The organism is Commensalibacter oyaizuii, assembly GCF_029953265.1.
Classification (GTDB): Bacteria; Pseudomonadota; Alphaproteobacteria; order Acetobacterales; family Acetobacteraceae; genus Commensalibacter; species Commensalibacter oyaizuii.
Map to the genome: position 1 here is coordinate 1,866,876 of NZ_JASBAO010000001.1, position 17,677 is coordinate 1,884,552.

At 39.9% G+C, this 17,677-nt stretch carries 14 protein-coding genes; 10 read left to right on the forward strand and 4 right to left on the reverse strand.

All coding sequences use genetic code 11. The annotated features are described in order from the left end of the window. Nucleotides 1-50: 50 nt before the first annotated feature. The 9 genes from tal (at nt 51) to QJV27_RS08480 (ending at nt 12,893) form a co-directional block, all read left to right on the forward strand. Nucleotides 51-1,187, forward strand: coding sequence for a transaldolase (tal, locus tag QJV27_RS08440; RefSeq protein ID WP_281448492.1), 1,137 nt, complete (start codon nt 51-53; stop codon nt 1,185-1,187). Between the two features lie 4 nt (nt 1,188-1,191). Beyond that, complete coding sequence (locus QJV27_RS08445) at nt 1,192-2,913, forward strand: bifunctional transaldolase/phosoglucose isomerase (protein WP_281448493.1); 1,722 nt, start codon at nt 1,192-1,194, stop codon at nt 2,911-2,913. Between the two features lie 78 nt (nt 2,914-2,991). Further along, nucleotides 2,992-3,975, forward strand: a complete 984-nt coding sequence (gnd, locus tag QJV27_RS08450) for a phosphogluconate dehydrogenase (NAD(+)-dependent, decarboxylating) (protein WP_281448494.1) — start codon at nt 2,992-2,994, stop codon at nt 3,973-3,975. Nucleotides 3,976-4,425: 450 nt separating this feature from the next. Beyond that, the gene (locus QJV27_RS08455; protein ID WP_281448495.1) at nt 4,426-6,054 is read left to right on the forward strand and encodes an NAD(P)-binding protein; all 1,629 of its coding nucleotides are present in this window, start codon (nt 4,426-4,428) and stop codon (nt 6,052-6,054) included. 18 nt (nt 6,055-6,072) lie between these two features. Continuing rightward, nucleotides 6,073-9,648 (forward strand): pyruvate:ferredoxin (flavodoxin) oxidoreductase, encoded by a 3,576-nt coding sequence (nifJ, locus tag QJV27_RS08460; RefSeq protein ID WP_281448496.1) that lies wholly within the window; start codon nt 6,073-6,075, stop codon nt 9,646-9,648. Between the two features lie 176 nt (nt 9,649-9,824). Further along, on the forward strand, nt 9,825-10,676 hold the full coding sequence (locus QJV27_RS08465) for a Cof-type HAD-IIB family hydrolase (protein ID WP_281448497.1): 852 nt from the start codon (nt 9,825-9,827) through the stop codon (nt 10,674-10,676). Nucleotides 10,677-10,764: 88 nt separating this feature from the next. Beyond that, nucleotides 10,765-11,529, forward strand: a complete 765-nt coding sequence (pgl, locus tag QJV27_RS08470; RefSeq protein WP_281448498.1) for a 6-phosphogluconolactonase — start codon at nt 10,765-10,767, stop codon at nt 11,527-11,529. Between the two features lie 66 nt (nt 11,530-11,595). After that, nucleotides 11,596-12,321: a ribose-5-phosphate isomerase RpiA gene (gene rpiA / locus QJV27_RS08475; RefSeq protein WP_281448499.1), complete on the forward strand. Its 726-nt coding sequence runs from the start codon at nt 11,596-11,598 to the stop codon at nt 12,319-12,321. Between the two features lie 11 nt (nt 12,322-12,332). Then, on the forward strand, nt 12,333-12,893 hold the full coding sequence (locus QJV27_RS08480; protein WP_281448500.1) for a gluconokinase: 561 nt from the start codon (nt 12,333-12,335) through the stop codon (nt 12,891-12,893). Here QJV27_RS08480 and QJV27_RS08485 read toward each other — a convergent pair. Both QJV27_RS08485 and QJV27_RS08490 read right to left on the reverse strand, forming a co-directional pair. After that, on the reverse strand, nt 12,876-15,080 hold the full coding sequence (locus QJV27_RS08485) for a TonB-dependent receptor (RefSeq protein WP_281448501.1): 2,205 nt from the start codon (nt 15,078-15,080) through the stop codon (nt 12,876-12,878). The two genes, QJV27_RS08480 and QJV27_RS08485, sit on opposite strands and share 18 nt — an antisense overlap. A gap of 79 nt (nt 15,081-15,159) precedes the next feature. Continuing rightward, nucleotides 15,160-15,657: a DUF2946 family protein gene (locus QJV27_RS08490; protein ID WP_281448502.1), complete on the reverse strand. Its 498-nt coding sequence runs from the start codon at nt 15,655-15,657 to the stop codon at nt 15,160-15,162. A gap of 99 nt (nt 15,658-15,756) precedes the next feature. On the opposite strand from QJV27_RS08490, the gene QJV27_RS08495 reads away from it, so the two are divergent. Then, the gene (locus QJV27_RS08495; RefSeq protein ID WP_281448503.1) at nt 15,757-16,542 is read left to right on the forward strand and encodes an energy transducer TonB; all 786 of its coding nucleotides are present in this window, start codon (nt 15,757-15,759) and stop codon (nt 16,540-16,542) included. A 38-nt stretch (nt 16,543-16,580) separates the two neighbouring features. Here QJV27_RS08495 and QJV27_RS08500 read toward each other — a convergent pair whose 3' ends face one another. Continuing rightward, entirely contained in the window at nt 16,581-17,186 is a 606-nt protein-coding gene (locus tag QJV27_RS08500; RefSeq protein WP_281448504.1) for an SCO family protein, read from the reverse strand. Nucleotides 17,187-17,192: 6 nt separating this feature from the next. Next, nucleotides 17,193-17,546 (reverse strand): hypothetical protein, encoded by a 354-nt coding sequence (locus QJV27_RS08505; RefSeq protein WP_281448505.1) that lies wholly within the window; start codon nt 17,544-17,546, stop codon nt 17,193-17,195. Nucleotides 17,547-17,677: the final 131 nt, after the last annotated feature.

Below are 17,677 nucleotides of genomic sequence, written 5' to 3' on the forward strand. Positions count from 1 at the left end.
GTACAAAATTAGTTTTGTATCTTAATTAATTTTAGAAGGAACATAGTCAAATGGCTGAAAATCCTCTTGTCCAACTAGAAAAATATGGTCAATCCCCTTGGTTAGACTTCATTCAACGTTCTTATACTGAAAATGGCAGTCTAAAAAAACTGGTTGATGAAGATAATTTAAAAGGTGTTACCTCGAACCCTGCTATTTTTGAAAAAGCAATGGGTCATGGAACAGAATATGATCCTCAATTTAAGAAGTTAATTGCATCTGGTGTTACCGATGTTGCAACATTATACGAAACCGCTGCAATTGATGATATCCGTGCAGCATGCAAAGTCATGTTCCCCGTATGGGAAAGAACCAAAGGCGTCGATGGATATGTCAGCCTTGAAGTTTCCCCTTATATTGCGATGGACGGTCAAAAAACGATTGAAGAAGCCCGTCGTTTGTGGAAACAGGTTAACGAAAAGAACCTGATGATCAAGATCCCAGCAACCAAACCTTGTGTTCCTGCGATCGAAACCGCAATTTCTGAAGGTATTAACGTAAACGTCACTTTGTTATTTGCTCTAGATGCTTATAAAAGTGTTTTAGAAGCCTATATTTCTGGCTTAGAAAAGCATTTGGCCAAAGGTCATGAAATTGGTCACATTGCCAGTGTGGCATCCTTTTTTGTTAGTCGTATCGATACAGCAATTGATAAAGAGATTGATACTCGTGTTGCAGCAAACGATAAAGAAAGTGCAGCCTTAAAAGCAGTGCGTGGTAAAGTTGCATTGGCAAATGCCAAATTGGCTTATCAACACTATTTAGAAGTGATGCAAAGTGAACGTTGGAAAAAACTGGCTGCTGCTGGTGCAAAACCTCAACGTCTATTATGGGCCAGCACGGGATGCAAAGATAAAACTTTCCCAGATACAATTTATGTTGACGGATTAATTGGCCCAGATACGGTAAATACTATTCCGCCCGCAACAATGGACGCATTTCGTGATCATGGAACAGTATCACGGACACTGGATCAAGACGTTGAAGGTGCTAAAAAGGTATTAGCAGAAGCACAACGTTTAAATTTAAACCTTGCCGGCGTTACAGATAAATTACTAAGTGACGGTGTTGCTCAATTTGCGACTGCGTTTGATCAATTATTAGGTTCTGTTAAAGAAAAATTATCAACTTTGCAAAGTGGGAAATAATGTAATGCAGGATGAACACTTAATTCATATGCAGTCTGCCTTGCCCGCAGACCATGAAAGAGCTGTAAAAGACGGTTTAAATGCTTGGGATAAAGAGGGAAAAGTCAAAAAACTTTGGGCAAAAGATGCTTCAGTTTGGACTGGTAAAGATGAAGGTCAATGGCTTGGTTGGTTGGATATCGTAGATCATCAAATTGCAGATCTTGCAGCGCTGGAAACGTTTCAAAATGAAGTAAAGGCAAAAGGCTTTACTGATATTTTATTACTAGGCATGGGTGGATCAAGCCTTGGCCCAGAAGTTTTAGGTGAAGTTTTTGGTCATCAAGCAGGTTTTCCAACCTTGCATGTTCTAGACAGTACTGATCCACAACAGATTTATACTTTTCAACAAAAGGTGAATTTGGGTAAAACCTTGTTCATTGTTTCCTCTAAATCGGGTGGGACTTTAGAACCCAATATTCTAAAAGCTTATTTCTTTAACGAAGCTAAAAAAGTTGTTGGGGACAAGGTTGGACAACATTTCATTGCAGTCACCGATCCAGGATCCCATATGGAAGATGTCGCAAAACGTGATGGGTTTTGGAAAATCTTTTATGGGAAAAAAGATATCGGTGGGCGTTATTCTGTTCTTTCCAATTTTGGTATTGTTCCAGCAGCAGCAGCAGGGCTTTCTTTAAAAACTTTGTTGCATTCTGCACAAAAAATGGAACATGCTTGCTCTGCCGATGCACCTTTATCTCAAAATCTTGGCCTGCAGTTAGGTGCCATTTGGGGAACAGCGGTTGCAAACTTTAAGCGTGATAAATTCACTATTATTGCATCGCCTGCCATTGGGTCACTTGGCTCGTGGTTGGAACAGCTTTTGGCTGAATCTACAGGGAAAATTGGTAAAGGGATCGTGCCAATTGATGAAGAAACTTTAAATGCCCCTGAATATTATGGAAATGATCGTTTATTTATTTATTTGAAATTAAATGGTCATGTTGATGCGCAACAAGATAAAGCCATCGAAGCATTAAAATCAGCGGGTCAGCCTGTCGTTACGCTAAGTTTGAATGACAAGCATCAAATTGTACAAGTGTTCTTTCAAACCGAGTTTGCGACAGCGGTTGCAGGTTCATTTATTGGTATTAATCCATTCGATCAACCTGACGTTGAAGCCAGTAAGATTGAAACTAAAAAAATCACCACTGCCTATAATGAACACGGATCATTACCAACCATCACCCCAGTGGTGACCGATGGTATTTTCGAGGTTTATGCTGGTAAAGTCGAAGTTGCACCTTTGAAAGAGGCATCTTCTTTGGTCGATGCGTTAAAGGTCGTGTTTTCACAAGTTCAACCAGGTGACTATGTCGGTGTTTTGGCTTACATTGAGCGGGACTTGGAAACACGCGATTGGATTCAAAAATTAAGATTGGCCATTCGCGATAAGAAAAAAGTGGCAACCGCTGCTGAATTTGGTCCTCGGTTCTTACACTCTACTGGGCAAGCTTATAAAGGTGGGCCTAAAACGGGCGTTTTCTTGCAAATTACGGTTGATGATGCCAATGACTTGCCAGTGCCTGAAGAAAAATATACATTTGGCATTGTAAAAGAGGCTCAAGCTCGGGGTGATTTTGATGTTTTATCAGAACGTGATAGAAGAGTAATCCGCATTCACGTTAAAGGGAATATGAAATCAGGATTAGAATCCCTTAGTAAAGCTGTGTTAAGCGCTTTGTAGTTTGAAAATTTTATGCCTTACCTTGTTGAAAGATAAGGCATAATTATTTTATTCATTTATTTTGGAGATATCAATATTATGAAATTAGGTATGTATGGTTTGGGCAGAATGGGTGGCAATATGGCTGTTCGTTTGGCTCGTCATGGCCATGAAGTTGTATTGTTGAATCGTACCCGTGCTGTCAGTGAAAAAGTACATGCTGAAGCACCTAAAAGTTCGATCGCAGATAATTTAGAAGCTTTGGTTGCAGCACTTCCTTCTCCTAAAATTATTTGGGTGATGTTACCTTCTGGTGATGTAACTGAAAAAGCTATTGAAACCCTTGGTAATATGTTAAGCAAGGGTGATATTGTTATTGATGGTGGTAATACATGTTATAAAGACGACGTTCGTCGTGCAAAAGTATTACATGCTAAAGGGATTCACTACGTAGATGTTGGAACCTCTGGTGGGGTTTGGGGTCTTGAACGTGGTTATTGTATGATGTATGGCGGAAATCAAGAAGCCGTTGATCATATTGATCCAATTTTGGAATCCTTAGCACCTGGAATTGGTGATATTCCTCGTACAAAAGGACGTGGTGCGAATTTAAATCCGCGCGCAGAAAAAGGATATCTACATTGTGGTCCAGCAGGATCTGGTCACTTTGTAAAAATGGTTCATAACGGTATTGAATACGGTATGATGCAAGCCTATGCAGAAGGGTTTGACATTATGCGCATGAAAGGATCAGACCGTTTACCAGAAGATCAACGTTTCAATCTAAATATGGCTGACATCGCTGAAGTATGGCGTCGTGGCAGCGTTATTCCTTCATGGTTATTAGATCTTTGCGCAGACGCATTGGCTGCAGATGGTGATCTGTCTAAATTCCAAGGGGATGTTGCTGATACGGGTGAAGGTCGTTGGACGATTGAAGCTGCAATTGAGGAAGCTGTTCCAGCACCTGTTATTACTGCAGCACTATTTACGCGCTTCCGTTCACGCTCTGGTAATACTTATGCTGAAAAAATGTTATCAGCCATGCGTTTTGGATTCGGTGGTCACGTAGAAAAGAAATAAAATTCTGCGTCAGAATTACAGAATTTAAAGAAAAAGCTTTAATCTTTTTGGTTAAAGCTTTTTTTATGAAAAATTTGTATGTTTATTACTAAAATAAGACTTTTAAATGAATATTATTTCATTCTATAAAATGGCAGTTCGCTCAATTAATTTTGAAGTGATCATTCGTGTTTTATGAGTAAAAATAGTATTTTAGTAGACAGACATGGGTTGGATAATAATATCTCGAAAAAGAAAAACAAATAATGTGTTTAGGCCAAAAAAAGAATAGAAATTATTACGGAAAAAACACAAAAATTTTTTATTACGTTTGCGGTATTAGAGGTATCTTTGTTTGTAATTTTAAATTACAAGCGTTGTATCATTTTGGTTTCAAGAAATAAAATAATCAACAGATGTATGTATTCTGATGAATAAAGAAAATACAGCATCATGTTAGGAGGGTATAGAGTGGCTATAAAACAACATGACATGAGTCCAGTTATCGAATTGACAAAGAAGGGATTTGCTGGACCAGTTCGACAAAACTTACCTGTTTATAATCATCATTTACCCCCCTGTAATCATGCGTGTCCTGCTGGTGAAGATATTCAAGGATGGTTAGCCTTGGCCCAGGCAGGTAAATTTCAAGCAGCATGGGAACATATTTTGATGAATAACCCAATGCCCGCGGTGCATGGGCGTGCATGCTATCATCCTTGTGAAGATTCATGTAATCGTGGGGACTTGGATGGTTCAATTACAATCCATGCTGTAGAACGATTTTTGGGAGATATGGCAAACGCCCAAGGATGGAAAGTTCCCATTGCAGAAAATAAGAATAGTAAACGTATTTTAATTATTGGGGCGGGCCCTGGTGGTTTATCTGCTGCGTATCATCTACGCCGTATGGGTCACGAAGTTGAAATTAGAGAGGCCTTTTCTGTTCCTGGTGGGATGATGCAATATGGTATTCCTGCCTATCGTTTGCCAAGGGATATATTGAAACAAGATATCGATCGTATCCAGGAAATGGGGGTTAAAATCGTCTGTAATCATCGCGTCGACGATTTGATGAAGGAAAAACAAGATGGTAACTTTGATGCTGTTTTCTTGGGGATTGGTGCGGGTAAACCATCTTTGCTAGATATTCCAACGCAAGAAGGCTCTCATGTTTTATCTGCTGTCGAGTTTTTGCATGATGTCAGTGCTGGTAAACAACCCAAAGTTGGTGAACATGTGTTGGTTTATGGTGCTGGTAATACAGCGATGGATGCAGCGCGCTCTGCATTTCGTATGGGTGCAAAACGGGTAACGATTATTTTCTTTTGGGATCGTCCACATATGGAAGCACACGATTTTGAAATCGTGGATGCTGAAATGGAAGGTACTCAATTTAAATGCATGAGTACGATTGCTTCGATCGAAAAAGATAAAGTTGTTCTAAGGAAAATGGTTGTGGGATCATCTGGTCGCCCAGAACCTACAGAACAATTTGAAGATATGCCTATGGATACGGTTATTATGGCATTGGGGCAACGCCCACAAAGTAGCTTTTTGGAAGTCGTTGAAGGGATTGTTTTAAATACAGACGGTACCATTGATATCGGACCTGACATGATGACAGGGGCTCCTGGTATTTTTGCGGGTGGGGATGCAATTCGTGGTCCGCGTAGTGTGACCACTGCGGTCGGGCTTGGTAAGAAGGCAGCCCGTTTTATAAACGGATGGTTAAGTGGGAATGCTTATCAAATTCCCCCAAAAAATCCAATTACGTATTATAAAGATTTACATCTGCCACTACTTGCAGATACACCTCAAACCATTCAAAAAGAATTATCTGTCGAAGAACGTATCGGTTTTAAAGAAACACTCATTGGTTTTAGTGAAGATGAAGCCGTTTACGAGGCACAACGCTGTTTGTCTTGTGGCAACTGTTACGAATGTGACAACTGTTTAGCGGCTTGTCCAGAACAGGCACTAACGAAATTAGGCCCAGGCAAGGGATATGAAGTTGATATGGATCGTTGCACGGGATGCTCTGTATGTTTTGAAACATGTCCATGTCAGGCCATCGATATGGTGGCAGAGAACGTCTAAGAGATAAGGGTAAAATATATGTCTAAAACAATTATGGATGCAAATACTGCGGTTGCGCATATCGCGTATCGTGTGAATGAGGTTTGTGCTATTTTTCCAATTACCCCTTCTTCTCCGATGGCTGAGGATATCGATGCATGGGCGGCAAAAGGGTTAAAAAATATTTGGGGGAATGTTCCCTTCGTTCAACAAATGCAAAGTGAGGGTGGGGCTGCTGGCACGGTGCATGGTGCCCTACAATCTGGGGCGTTAACAACAACCTTTACCGCATCACAAGGCTTGTTGCTGATGTTGCCAAATATGTATAAAATCGCTGGCGAATTGACCTCGACCGTCTTTCATGTTGCTGCACGCTCAATTGCAACTTCTGCTTTATCTATTTTTGGTGACCATTCCGATGTGATGGCAGCCAGAATGACAGGGTTTGGTATTATAGGGTCGGCCTCTGTACAAGAGGCTCATGATCTTTCTTTAATTATTCATGCTGCAACTTTAGAGGCACGGGTTCCATTTATTCATTTTTTTGATGGGTTTAGAACGTCGCACGAATTAAACACATTGGATTTGCTTTCCAATGATTTAATCGAAAAAATGATTGATGATGATCTGGTTACAGCACATCGTGCCCGTGCATTAAGCCCAGAAAATCCTTTTATCCGTGGGACGGCGCATAATCCTGATACTTTCTTTCAAGCACGTGAGGCGGTCAATCCTTATTATAATAAAGCTGCCGAAGTTATTGAAAAATATATGGCACGTTTAGAGGCACTAACAGGACGTCATTACGGGTTGGTTGAATATAAAGGCGATCCAAATGCGGAACATGTTATTGTTTTAATGGGTTCTGCTGCGGAAACAGCAGAACAGACTGCTGAAGTTTTGCGTCAATCTGGGGAATCTGTTGGGGTTTTAAAGGTCGTATTATACCGTCCTTTCCCTGCAAAACAAGTTTTGGAGGCATTGCCTAAGACGGTAAAACGTATTGCCGTTATGGACCGTACCAAAGAATCTGGTGCTTTGGGTGAACCATTATATTTGGATATTATGGCAACCCTGGCCGAGGCTGTTGCCCGCGGTACGCGTGAACATTTACCATTGATTATTGGGGGGCGTTATGGTTTATCTTCTAAAGATTTTACCCCTGCAATGGTTAAAGCTGTCTTTGATGAATTAAAGGTTGATAAACCCCGTCATGGTTTTACAGTGGGAATTAAAGACGATTTAACCCATACTAGTTTGGATTATGATCCTGCCTTTAATATTGAAGGTGCCGATACAAAGCGGGCGATGTTCTTTGGTTTGGGATCAGATGGTACGGTTGGTGCGAATAAAAATAGTGTGAAAATCATTTCCGAGGATGTTGGACAATATGCCCAAGGGTATTTTGTGTATGATTCTCGTAAGGCTGGTGCGCAAACAGTTTCTCATTTACGTTTTGGGAAACATCCAATTAAAGCTGCATATTTAGTTCAACAGGCAGATTTTGTCGGATGTCATCAGTTTCATTTCCTATATCGTCAAGATATTTTGGAAAATGCGGCTGAAAATGGAACCTTTTTATTAAATTCACATTATAGCGCCGATGAAGTTTGGCAGCATTTACCGCGATTAACGCAACAGCGCATTATTGATAAAAAGCTTAAATTTTATGTTGTAAATGCATCTAAGGTCGCCCAAGAGGTTGGTTTAGGCATGCGTACGAACACGATTTTACAAACGTGTTTCTTTGCAATTTCTGGTGTATTGCCACGTGACGAGGCTATTGATTATATCAAGAAATCAATTAAGAAAACGTATTCTTCAAAAGGGGACGCAGTTGTTGAAAAAAACTATAAAGCTGTAGATGCGGCTTGTAGTCATTTATTTGAAGTTAACGTTCCAGAATATGCTTCCAGCAATCTTGCACAGGAAAATCCAGTACCTGCAGATGCACCGAAATTTATTCATGATGTTATCGTTCCCATGTTTTCTGGCCGTGGGGAAGAAATTCCAGTTAGTTTGATGCCAGCGGACGGGACGTTCCCATCTGGGACTGCGGCGTATGAAAAACGGAATATTTCGGATTTTGTTCCTGAATGGCGTGAAGATTTATGTGTGCAATGTGGTCAATGTAGTTATGTTTGTCCACATAGTGTTATTCGTGCCAAAACTTATGATAAAAAAGAATTAAGTTGTGCGCCAGATGGTTTTAAAACAGCCCCTGTAAATGCGCGCGGTTATCCAAATACAAACTTTACATTACAATTTTATGTTGAAGATTGTACGGGTTGTACATTGTGTGTCAGCGTTTGCCCTGCCCACAGTCCAACCGAACCCGATGTCAGAGCAATTAACATGACGGCAAAGGAAACTTTGTTGGATCGAGAAAAAAGAAATCTGGAATTTTTTAAAACATTGCCCGTTAATGATCGCAGTAAAGTTAATTTTTCAAATGTTCGTGGTGTGCAATTCCTTGAACCATTATTTGAATTCTCTGGTGCTTGCGCTGGGTGTGGTGAAACGCCGTATTTAAAAGTATTGACACAGTTGTTTGGGGATCGTTTGCAGGTGGCAAATGCAACGGGTTGTTCCTCGATTTATGGTGGAAATATGCCTGTAACACCTTGGGCTATGAATGCCGAGGGTAAAGGACCTGCATGGTCAAATTCGCTTTATGAAGATAATGCAGAATTTGGTTTGGGATTCCGAGTTGCTGCGGATAAGCAATTGGAAATTGCAACAGGCTATCTGTTAAAATTAAAGGACCAAATTGGTGAAGATTTGGTTAATGCTATTTTAGATGCGTCTCAAACCCATGAATCTGAAATCAAGGCACAACGGTTACGTGTTGGTGAATTAAAAACCAGATTGTCCCAATTAAATGATATTACCGCTAATCGTTTATTAACGGTGGCGGACTATTTCATTCGCCGCAGTATTTGGATTGTTGGTGGTGACGGTTGGGCCTATGATATTGGTTATGGCGGTTTGGATCATGTTCTGGCTTCTGGTCAAAATGTCAATATCTTGGTAATGGACACAGAGATGTATTCCAATACAGGGGGGCAGGCTTCTAAGGCATCTCCGTTTGGTTCTGTGGCTAAATTTGCATCTTCTGGTAAGGAAACGGTGCGTAAAGATTTGGCATTAATGGCGATGACTTACGATAATGTTTATGTTGGACAGGTGGCTATGGGGGCAAATCCACAACATACGTTAGACGTTTTCCGTCAGGCCGAGGCTTATGATGGGCCATCTTTGATTATTGCTTATAGTCATTGTATTGGTCAGGGTCTGGATATGCGACATGGATTGGTGCAACAAGATTTGGCGACCGCTTCTGGATATTGGCCTTTGTTCCGCTTTGATCCGATGATGCGTAAAATTGGTAAAAATCCATTCCAACTTGATTCTCAGAAACCAACAATTCCATTAAAAGAATATGCAGGCAATGAAATTCGTTATCGTAACCTTGCACGCGTAAGGCCTAATGAAGCAGAAACGATGATGGATTTGGCTCAGAAAGCAGTCGACCGCAAATTCAAACAATATGAGACATTAGCCTCTATTGAAGGCAGTGAAGTCAGCCCGGTGGTTTTTGGTCTTAAAAGCTAATAAAGCAAACGTTATTCGATCTTAACTATAAAAACCTATCGTTATTTTATAATGATAGGTTTTTTTATTGATTTTTATCGACACAATAAAGATTCTCTTTAGTTTTTGAATAGAGGGAACGGATAATTTCGTGATAGATTATGTCAAGGATTGTAAATTATATTCAGGAGGTAGATTTGAATCATTCTTGTTTAGGCGAAGCAAAGAAAAATAAAGAAGCGGCAAAGAAAATTAGGCTGTTGGTTTCAGATATTGATGGGACTTTAATTCCTAATAATAAAAAATTAACGCAGGAAACTTTGGCTGCTGTTAAAAAATTAAAAGATGCTGGTATTCATTTGTGTCTAGTTAGCAGTCGTCCACCCCAAGGGATACAGATGTTCTTTAAAGAGCTTGGCATAATTACCCCATTTGCAGCATTAAACGGTGGAGAGGTTATTGGGAACAACGGCACGATTTTATCCAGTATGGCTATGGATTTTCAAGATGCCAGCGAGGTTTGTGACCTATTACAACAAAATGATGTGAATGCATGGCTTTTTGGTGGATTTGACTGGTCTGTATTTAATATACATGATCAATTTATTGCTCATGAAATGGATGTCGTTGGATCAAAACCTGATGTGATAGATCGTATTGATCAATATAAAAATCGTATCGTTAAAATCGAAGGGGTCACGACAAATACTGTTTTGTTGGATGCTATGGCAGAAAAGATTAATGAAAAATATGAGGGCCGTGTAAAAGCATTAAGGTCTTCGGATCATTATTTGGATATTACACACCCCAAAGCAAATAAGGGATTTGCTGCTATTGAGTTGGGGCGACAATATGGGATTGATATCTCCGAAGTTGCCTGTATTGGGGATATGGATAATGATATTCCGATGCTGGAAATTGCAGGATTATCTATTGCGATGGGACAATCTTCATCGCGGGTTTGTCAACATGCACATTTTCAGACCAAAACAAACGAAGAGAATGGCTGGGCCGAAGCTGTTGAAAAATATATTTTACCCAGAGCTTAAAACAGTTAATGTGATAAAATAAATTTTAAAGTATGATTAATTAAACAATTATTTTTTAAAAATAAACTTAATTTTAAAAGGATTAGCGATGAATGATAAAGTAGAAAATACCGGTGAAAAGGGACATACTGCAAAAACTGGATATGTTTTGGTTGTATCTGATGCCAATGCCCAGGCAGATTATTTGGCCAGTTCTATTTTACATCACGCCGAAGAGAAAAAAGAGGGCCCTTTAAGAATAGCATTGTCTGGGGGATCAACCCCAAAACGTTTATATGAATTATTGGGCAGTGAAGAATACGCCAACCGTATTCCATGGCATCGTGTTCATTTGTTCTTTGGCGACGAACGCTTAGTTCCCCATACCGATGAAGCCAGTAACTTTCATATGGTAAAAGAAGCATTGCTTAACCATGTAGATATTCCATTTCGTAATGTTCATCCAATGCCCGTGTTAGAAGATGCTGAAAAAGCAGCTGCACTTTATCAGGCCGAGTTACAGGCGGAATATGGTTCTAGCGAGCTACAAAAAGGCAAGCCTTTGTTTGATATTGTTTTATTGGGCTTGGGTGCTGATGGTCATACAGCTTCTTTGTTCCCTGGAACCCCAGTCTTACAAGAAAAACAAAAATGGGTATCATGGAGTGTGCCTTCTGATGCACCACATACCAGATTAACGTTGACCTATCCTGCAATAGAGTCCAGTCGTTTTGTTATTTTTGTAGTTAGTGGAGAAAGCAAAACACAAATCATCCGTGAAGTTCGAGATGGGGATAAACCTTATCCTTCTGCTGCGATTAAAACAGAAGGTGAATTACATTGGGTTTTAGACAAAGCTGCGGGCGGTGAATAAAGATAAAAATCTCATTACGATCCGTGATGGGAAAATTAAAATCTTGCTGGATTGAAAGAAATATTGATGAGTTTAGATCAAAATCAAATCGACGTTTACAAAGAAAAAGTGGGTGAGGTCGGGGCATCTTTGGTAACTTCTGGAATGAAGGTTGGATTGGGCAGCGGTAGTACTTCGGCTTGTGTAGTTCGTGCCTTGGGAAGACGGTGGCAAGAAGAAGGATTACGATTTATAGGTGTACCAACATCTGAAGAAACCGCCCGTCTAGCACAATCTTTTGGAATAGAATTGAGTACGCTTGGCAAATGCCCAGAGCTAGATCTGGATATTGATGGGGCGGATGAAGTTACGCGCCAAGGTTTTCATTTAATTAAGGGGTTAGGCGGGGCGTTATTACGTGAAAAAATTGTACGTTATGCTGCTAAACGGTTTGTGGTCGTCGTTGATGAACGCAAAATGGTTGATAACCTTGGGGATCATACCCCAGTCCCCGTAGAGGTATCAACATTTGGATGGGAAGCAACCGCCAAGCATTTGGAAAAAATCGGTGCTGAAATCAGTATCCGCTACAAAAAGGTTAGTGTTCGTTTTAAAGAGGATTGTGAAGATTTCTTTATTACAGACGGTGGGAATATGATTTTGGATTGTAATTTTGGTCTGGTCAATGATCCTGTAAAATTAGGTCAGTCAATTAATGATATTGTTGGGGTTATGGAAAACGGTTTATTTATTGATTGTACGGATGAAGTTCTTATTGCAGGTCAAAATGGTATTCAACATTTAAGAAAATAAAGGTTATTAAAATGGTTTTCCCAGTAAAGAACAATGCGACTATTCAACCTTGTTTATTGGTGGTTATGGGGGTTTCTGGATGTGGGAAAACGACAATGGCCACAGCATTAAAGCAAAAATTGGGGTGGCCATTCCAAGAGGGGGATGCATTACATCCCTCAGAGAATATTAAAAAAATGTCTAAGGGTATTCCTTTAACGGATGAAGATCGTTACCCGTGGTTAGCGAAATGCCATGCATGGCTGCAAAATTGCGAGCAACATCATAACGGCTGTGGAATTTTGACATGCTCTGCCTTGAAAAAACAGTACAGAAAAATCTTAATAGATGATATTCAGTCTGCCTTATATTTTATATATCTAAAAACATCCAAAGAGATTTTACGTCAACGTTTGCAAGATCGCACAGGTCATTTCATGCCGTCCAGTCTGCTGACCAGTCAGTTGGATACCTTGGAACCCCCAGGTCGGGATGAACCTTGTATTACGGTTGAAATGAATCATTCCTTTGATGATGCAATGCATACAGTATGGCATGCATTACAACAGATGCCATTAAAAGCTGGCGGTTAGGGAAACATTGAAAGAACGTCCAATGCCAGGAACAGCCCTTACTGTGTTGGTAGCAATCAAATCCCCCAAGGACATGCCTCCAAGGGGTAAATAATATTTTTTGTTCATAACATTATCAATACCAGCATCAACACGGAACATATTCCAGCTGTAACTGCCCCCTAGATTAAGCAAAATATATCCAGGGGTCTTGGGCTCACGACGCAAAGGATCAATTAAGCTCTTTGTATTAACGAAATTGACCTCTACCCGTCCTGTCCATGGTCCAACGGTTTCATTGAGGCTTAAAGTCCCATTAACAGGCATCATGTGGTATAAATTATTATGGTTGGTTAGGTCAGTCCCTTTGACCCAGTTCAAATTACCTTGGATCAATCCTTTGCCATAGTTTTTATTGTCCCATAATTTATACGAACCAGAAGAATTAACTCCATAAATCTGTGCATTGTGATTAGCAAATTGTAGTGCGGAAACTGTTTTCAGTGCACCGCGGCCAGCAATTTTGCCCAAGTAGTTAACGTTGATATAGTGATGGATGTAGGTATAAAAAGGTTGAATTTTAACCTCCCATATTTCTTGCTTTGGATCATGAACGGTTAGCGTTGTGCTGATTGTATTACCAACCTCTGGTTTTAGGTTGATATTGCCAACATATCCGTTTCCATCCCCAAACCATCCCAACATTTTCATGGCCATGGGGGTTGTTCCCCAACTGTAACGTTCATACATATTGGGTGATCGGGTTTTACGGGCATATCCTCCTTCCCAAGTGATGTAATGGTTGGCTTGCCATTTTGCCAAAGCAGTGACATCAAAATTAACATCGGTTTTCCCACGGTTGGCAGCATTAAACTGATTCATGGCCAACCTTTCTGCAGCATTCATGCCGCTTAGGCCCTTATATCCTGATATTTCACCTGTATTCATCATAACAACATCGTTTCTAACCCCTAATAATGTTGTGAATTTAGGGGTCCATTGGGATTCCCATTCTGCAAAGGTGCCTAAACGATTACGGTGCCCATTGTTAATATTGTGATAGGTATATGGGCCCATCATCATACTGCCTTGCAAGGGGGGCCACCAATCATTTAGTCCTGAATGATCAAAGCTATTGCCAACGCGTAGAGTATTAGTATCGTTTAAAAATATATTGGCTTTAATCGAATATCCCGCCAAACGACTGACTAAATTCATGGGCATACCCGTTGTTTGGGTATGTCCACCTTTGTCGCCAAGCATATTCATAACGTGGGTCACCCGTTGCCAATATCCACGGGCTTCAAGGGTTCCCCAATCAAAATCCCCTTGGTATTTTCCGTTAATAAAAATGGATTGATTTTTGGTCATATCCATATATTGGTTGGGAAATGCCTCGTAAGGGGTATCAGTTTGCCCCATGGTTAAGGATAACAAGTGGTTATCCTTTTTATAAGCCAAAGTGACATCGTGGCTGAACATTTTATATTGGGTGGAATGCACTTTCCCCCCACCAGCCCCAGCATGGTAATTTCGCGATTGCGACCATGAACCATTATAACGGATACTGAGGTGATCGTTGGCAACAGTAACATTTCCAGATGATCCCAATCCTTTTCCGTTACTATGAAAAAATCCTGAAACTTGACCTGCGACTAGGATTTTGTTTTTCTTTTTTGCAAATACTGGGGATTGTCGTTCGATATCAATAGTCCCCCCTAAACTGTCCCCTCCCATGCTGACGGGCGTGATACCGGCCACTATCTTAGCGACGGCAACATCATGGGGGTCAAGATAAGATAGTGCAGGGTTCATATGATTTGGACAATCAGCGGTGATACGCACGCCATCAATATTGGCTGCTACACGATCATCTGCCATACCATTTAACGCAGGCAAGGATGAAATGCGTCCTGCACCATATAAACTGACCCCTAATTGGTTTTTTAATAAATTAGCAGTATCAGGACTGTTATTAACGATATTTTTAAGTTGATCTTGCTTTAATATGGTCCCACCAGGAGGGTTCTCAGAAAAATCTTCGAGACTATCATCAGCATCAATATTGATAGCAGGAATAATAGTACGGTTTTGTGTGTTAACTGTTGTGGAATGGTCTGATGGGCCTTGTGCCAAGGCAGGAGGATGTACAACAAAAATTGAGAGTAGGAGCGAGAATCTATAGCTCGAACGTTGGAAAAAAGGCATGACTTGACTCTGATATAAAATAGGAATGCAAAATGTGCGTATAGATGCATGCCATTTTATTGGCATACTATCATCAGAATCATAGGAGAGGAGGGGCTCGGGAATAATGGATTTTAACGGGTAAAACAGGCGGGGCCTGTGCTAAATATCCTTTGTATCGATAAATAACCGTAACTACACTCAGCGATGGCAGTACGGGTGTATGGTTTAATAAAGGGCTGGGTAGAGCAAAGCTGTTGCATAAGGGGCAAATGAAAATTCCATGACCAGAATGGGTCATATTTTTTTGGTGTTCCCCTTTCATCTTATGCATATCCATAGCAGACATTGCATGTTCTGACATCGTTTGATGATTATTATCCACCATCATTGGACAATGCCATAAATTAGTAAATGTCAGTGGGGCCAGCAACAATTGTACAATAAATAAAAAAAGAACAATTAACCTGCTATTTAAAAAATATATTTTTAAATGGTTTCCTGTTAACAAAAACTGTTTAAGGGAGAAGGGCATTATGGTCTTTTCTTTTCGTGCAATTGCTTTACCTTCTTTGGTAAAAAAAAGACGAATTGTCAAATATCTTTTGCTTATGTTACTGCGTTGTTCTTAAGATGTGGCGGGTACGTCAAACCAATTATCGGCATAATATGTCACGATACGATATAGAAAAGCACTATGAAACAAGATCCTGTTTTACCTTCAGTGGATGAATTAAACATTGCGCAAAATATTCCAAAACGAATGTTGACGGCTGTTGGTGGTCAGTATTCCTATTTGGGGGGTGGTTTTACTTTTGCTGTGTTGGTGCATGTTATTGGATTAATTGCTGCTGTTTTCTGCATGACTATTCCTCAACATACGGTTCCTTCAATCTCTGAAATACAAATAGAGTATCAAGAAGAGGAAGCACGAACCGTCCCTGATGATATTTCAGCTTTATCAGATATCGATGATAATGAAGTATCTGTATCCTTACCAATCACATCAGAGTCTTTGCCACAAACTGATCGTTTGGCTTTAATACCATTACCCAAAACAGTTGTTTCCAATAAAGTGGTCTTAAAAGCTCAGAAGCCAACTGTTTCTTCAAAGCAACAAAAGGATTCAGAGCATCATTCCTCTTACGCAGATGCAACAGGAAAGGGTCAAGAACCATCTAAGAACCACTCAGCTACAACACAAAGCATAAAACCTTTATCTTTTAAACAACGATGTAGCAGTCCAATTCAACAATATCCCGTTGCTGCGCGCAGACGACATGAACAAGGAATAGCACAAATAGGGGTACATGTATTACCAACAGGTGCAATTGACCAGATTTCAATTGTTGAAAGCAGTGGATACGCTGATTTAGATCAAGCCGCTGTCCAAGCCGTTAAAGCGGTCAAGTGCGAGGCAGCGTCTGATCAACCCATAATTAAAACGGTGATTCCTGTTACGTTTACATTACATAAAAATTAGAGAACAGATCATAAGTTAAATCTGTTCTTGAATAGTTATTATATAATTTTGTCAAGTTTTTGGGCAATTTGTTCTGCCGAATCTTCAGTAGGAATCGAACTATTATATATGCCTTGAGGATCCATAACGATGAACTGGTTATATGGAACTATCAATTCCGTTTTTTCGCCTGCTTTTATTTTGTTAAGTGGAATATGATACAAGATAGAGATATCTCTGATGGCTAATTCCCCACCTGTTAAAGCTAGGATTTTATGATTGAAAGGCTTCATATACAGCATCAGGCGGCTGGGCGTGTCATATTGAATATCAAATGAAATAAAGATAGGGGAAAGTTTAGAAGCTTTATTTCCCAGTAATTCTATAACTTTTCCCATTTTAATTAGGTTCTTGCTGCATTCGTTATGCAGACAGCGGGATGCACCAAAATACATTAACATCCATTTTCCCCTGAAAATACCATCATTAACGACATTCCCAGAAGGGCTGAGTAGTTGAAAGCTACCTCCAATTGTGTTGCTTTGTTGTGGTGCAACTTGGGTAGATTTTACGGTATAATGAATGGCAGCATACCCACCAGCCAGAGCAATAATTAGGGCAATAACAAAAAATATCCATAAGGGAAGTTTCTTTTTTTCAGTCATTATAGCTTACTTAATCTCGGTTAAAGAATGGCGGTGTGCAGTCAATTGCGTTGTATCTGATAGTTGTTCTAGTAGAACAATGAAAATAGCTTCTGTTGTTCTTCCTACCATAAAGAAATGAAATGTTAAAAAACATTTTATCTTGCTGAGGGATTTGATGTCCAGCTTATATTGTTGAACGGGTTTATCTGACATTGGCGTGGATTGATCAGTATAGGTAAATCTTTCCCATAGCTTACGAAGATTTTCCATCCCTTGGTTAAGATGTTTTTTGCTAAGAGGGTTGAGGTCAACCTGAATGATATGAACATCTCTTTCAAGTTGCAAAGAGCAATTGGATATATGAGCATTGAAAAGCATGTCTATATAGGTGGTATTTTGTTTTGTAACAGAATTAATGGATATATTAGAGACATGTTTCCCAGGTGCTAGGACCAGTATATCTTCATAAATGAGCTGCAGTTTCTGTGTATCATTTGGATTTTAATAAT

Bases quoted from the DNA above. Each gene is read 5' to 3' on its own strand.
- tal (WP_281448492.1), top strand. From the start codon at position 51: ATGGCTGAAAATCCTCTTGTCCAACTAGAAAAATATGGTCAATCCCCT.
- QJV27_RS08485 (WP_281448501.1), bottom strand. From the start codon at position 15,080: ATGCCTTTTTTCCAACGTTCGAGCTATAGATTCTCGCTCCTACTCTCA.
- rpiA (WP_281448499.1), top strand. From the start codon at position 11,596: ATGAGTTTAGATCAAAATCAAATCGACGTTTACAAAGAAAAAGTGGGT.
- gnd (WP_281448494.1), top strand. From the start codon at position 2,992: ATGAAATTAGGTATGTATGGTTTGGGCAGAATGGGTGGCAATATGGCT.
- QJV27_RS08495 (WP_281448503.1), top strand. From the start codon at position 15,757: ATGAAACAAGATCCTGTTTTACCTTCAGTGGATGAATTAAACATTGCG.
- QJV27_RS08505 (WP_281448505.1), bottom strand. From the start codon at position 17,546: ATGCTTTTCAATGCTCATATATCCAATTGCTCTTTGCAACTTGAAAGA.
- pgl (WP_281448498.1), top strand. From the start codon at position 10,765: ATGAATGATAAAGTAGAAAATACCGGTGAAAAGGGACATACTGCAAAA.
- QJV27_RS08480 (WP_281448500.1), top strand. From the start codon at position 12,333: ATGGTTTTCCCAGTAAAGAACAATGCGACTATTCAACCTTGTTTATTG.
- QJV27_RS08445 (WP_281448493.1), top strand. From the start codon at position 1,192: ATGCAGGATGAACACTTAATTCATATGCAGTCTGCCTTGCCCGCAGAC.
- QJV27_RS08500 (WP_281448504.1), bottom strand. From the start codon at position 17,186: ATGACTGAAAAAAAGAAACTTCCCTTATGGATATTTTTTGTTATTGCC.
- nifJ (WP_281448496.1), top strand. From the start codon at position 6,073: ATGTCTAAAACAATTATGGATGCAAATACTGCGGTTGCGCATATCGCG.